At 29.5% G+C, this 3,142-nt stretch carries 4 protein-coding genes; all 4 read left to right on the top strand.

Features of this window, described 5'->3' with window-relative positions; genetic code table 11:
- Positions 1–293: 293 nt before the first annotated feature.
- The 4 genes from HUK49_RS10435 (at position 294) to HUK49_RS10420 (ending at position 2,707) form a co-directional block, all read left to right on the top strand.
- A complete protein-coding gene (locus tag HUK49_RS10435) occupies positions 294–464 on the top strand; it encodes a hypothetical protein (RefSeq protein ID WP_157938996.1) in 171 nt (56 codons plus the stop codon).
- 9 nt (positions 465–473) lie between these two features.
- Entirely contained in the window at positions 474–923 is a 450-nt protein-coding gene (locus HUK49_RS10430; protein ID WP_096561809.1) for a hypothetical protein, read from the top strand.
- 335 nt (positions 924–1,258) lie between these two features.
- A complete protein-coding gene (locus HUK49_RS10425) occupies positions 1,259–2,098 on the top strand; it encodes a protein rep (RefSeq protein ID WP_203163251.1) in 840 nt (279 codons plus the stop codon).
- Between the two features lie 336 nt (positions 2,099–2,434).
- The gene (locus HUK49_RS10420; protein WP_096533714.1) at positions 2,435–2,707 is read left to right on the top strand and encodes a plasmid mobilization protein; all 273 of its coding nucleotides are present in this window, start codon (positions 2,435–2,437) and stop codon (positions 2,705–2,707) included.
- Positions 2,708–3,142: the final 435 nt, after the last annotated feature.

Here is a 3,142-nt window from a genome sequence, read left to right as displayed (position 1 = left end):
TAAGTGTTTTTTTTACAATTTGTAAAATGTTTGATTTAGTAGGTTATAAGTTTTGTTGACGCTTTTATGCCGAGAAAATTTATTGGTTGGAATGGGCTTTGTGTTAGCTAATTTATTAGCGAGTTGGTTGGGCTTGAATTGGGATTAATCCCAAGAAAGTACCAACTCAACAACACAAAATAGCCCTGTTGGTTCCAACCAATAAAGCAATTGGAATAAAAAATAATGATTTTTAATTATATGTATTTTAGAAGTGCTATATTATCTATGAATAATTATTTGGAGGTAATTTTATGTCTATGTTTGATGAAGTAGAAGAAAATGAAAGAAAAAGAGTTAAATATTTAGTGGAGCATAAGGATTACGTTACTTGTCTTAATTGTGGTGGATTAATTTCTCCTTCGGACAAAGGGCATGATATTGCTATGTGTGAATCTTGTGTTGAACATCAAATGAGAGATTGATTATAAGTTATGGAAAATAATAATAATACAAATATTGATGAAAATTTAGTTGGTTATGGCATGGGTATTGTTTTTTCAATCATGGGGATTCTTTTTTATTTTATTTTTGATAATTGGTTATTTTTTATAGGATTAGTTTTATTTTTTATTGGTTTTATTATGTTGGCTGTGCAATTAGACGAGGAAAAATATACAAAGTTTTCTTTACTTGTTTTAGGTTTAGGATTTTTGATTTCTTCTTTGTTTTTAGTGAATGTTGAATTTGTTTTGGTTAAAATAATATTTATCTTATTTGTAGCTTTAGCTATTATGTTTTTTGTTATTAGTGGAATTTATACTGTGAGAAATTCTGCTGATAATAAGTCTGTATCTATCATAATTTTTCAAATTATAGATATTGGTGCTGTATTGGTTTCAATAATTAATTTGGTTCAGCAAATTTTAAGTTGGATTAATTAGGTTTTTTGAAACGAGTGAAACGAGTTTCTTCTTGTCTTGATAATAAGGGTAACTATTACAATGCTATTTATAGACAAATATAAGTCTATAAATGCACGTGTACCAAGTGTTTGAGCACAAAAAAAGTTGCTTTTTCATACCTAGTAATGTAATGTTTTAAGTGTCTAGCAAAAAACTTTACAGGAAGGGAGAAAAAGCAACTTTTATTTAGACAGTTTTGTACTAAAACTGAGTTGTTTTTGTATATTAACATGGATAAGTATACTAACAAGAAACTTAGAAATCAAGTGTTTCAGAAATTTATTGAAAGACATGTAAAAAAGGAGCAGTTTTATTTGATTGAGGACTGTAATACGTTTTTAAGCTTTGTTGCTGATAAAACTTTAGAAAAGCAGAAATTATATAAAGCGAATTCTTGTAGAAATCGTTTTTGTCCTGTTTGTGCGTGGCGTAAAGCACGTAAAGACGCATTAGGTTTATCATTGATGATGCAATATATTAAGCAAGAAGAAAGTAAAGAGTTTATTTTTCTGACATTAACGACGCCTAATGTCAAAGCTGAAGCGCTTGAAGATGAAATCAAGCATTATAATGCATCTTTTAGACGAATGAGTAATCGTAAAATTTTTAAAGATGTTGTAAAAGGTTATGTGCGTAAATTAGAGATTACGTATAATAAAAAACGAGATGATTATAATCCTCATTTTCATGTGTTAATTGCAGTGAATAAGTCGTATTTTACAGATAAACGTTATTACATCAATCAGAAAAAATGGCTTGAATTATGGCGTTCAGCAACAAAAGATGAATTAATAACACAGGTACATGTACAAAAAATCAAGCAGAACAATAATAAAGAATTGTACGAGCTGGCGAAGTATTCGAGTAAAGATAGTGATTATCTTGCGAGTCAAAAAGTGTTTGATGCTTTTTATAAATCTTTGAAAGGCAAGCAAATATTAGTTTTTTCAGGATTATTCAAAGAAGCTCGAAAACTGTTAAAAAATGGGGATTTGGATTATTTAACAGACGTCGATCTGACTCAATATATTTATCAAATTTTTTATCGTTGGAATCAAAAAGAGTATTTAGCAAGTGAAATTTTTGAGTTGAGCGAAGAAGAAAAGAAAGTGATTAATAATCAAATGATTGATGAGTTAAAAGAAGATGAATAAATACATAAATATAAAAATATAAAAAGAGTATTTTTTGGAGGTGTTAGCTGTTTAGCTAGCACCTTTTTATTTTTGAAAAAGTATGTATAATGCTGTTAACCATGAGCTTTTAAGTGAATGCGTATGAGATGCAAAAGTGTAAAAACGTTCTATTCAAAGTCTATTCAAATGAGTAACTATTACACGATTTTTGACGGTACTCATTGAACATATTTGGCACCGCCAAATCAGTCATTTCTTTCAATTTATTGAATAGAAATGACGGTATGTTCTCTTATGCTCATGTAATAAAAAAGGTGTTAAAAAGTGAATTTAAAAAACGTAGGGGTGTTTGAAATGACAACGAAGAATAAGCAGAAGCAAATTACGATTAGATTTTCTGAAGATGATTATTTTAAGTTACAAGTTTTAGCAAATAAGGAGAATTTAACAGTTACGCAATATATACGAATGCGTTCTTTAAAACGATACAAAAACATTGTAATCGCAAATGAAGCGTTAATAAAAAAGTTGCAGGAACAGAATGATTTGCAAGAAGTAGAACTTCAAACCATCAAATTTGAGTTGATAGAAAGATTAGCAACTATATTGCGTCGTAGAACGTCATAGAAGCCGTATAACACGTTTTTTAGTAATCTAGGTAAAAAACTATCAAAACGTCTTATAAACGCTTAAAACGTGTTTATACGTAAACTTTGCGTTAAAGTATCTCGAGGTATGTTATATTAATACTGCACTTCCGTGCAAAGAGGAGGTGTATGCTATGACGTTTACAGTATTATCACTTGTTGCTTCATTTGTTTCGTCTGTCGTTGCTGGTGTGATTGCGAATTATATCAGCAAAAAAATAGATGAATCAGATAAGTAACTAAAACCCCCACAAAGCTTTGGACGGCTGTGGGGGTTTTGCTATGACGTACAGTAATAACACTTGTTACTTAAAGTATAAGTGTTTTTTTACAATTTGTAAAATGTTTGATTTAGTAGGTTATAAGTTTTGTTGACGCTTTTATGCCGAGAAAATTTATTGGTTGGAATGGGCTT

It is taken from the genome of Limosilactobacillus portuensis (genome assembly GCF_014838735.1).
GTDB classification, from domain to species: Bacteria; Bacillota; Bacilli; order Lactobacillales; family Lactobacillaceae; genus Limosilactobacillus; species Limosilactobacillus portuensis.
Note: the sequence above shows the minus strand (reverse complement) of the source record. Positions and strands in the feature narration are given on the sequence as shown.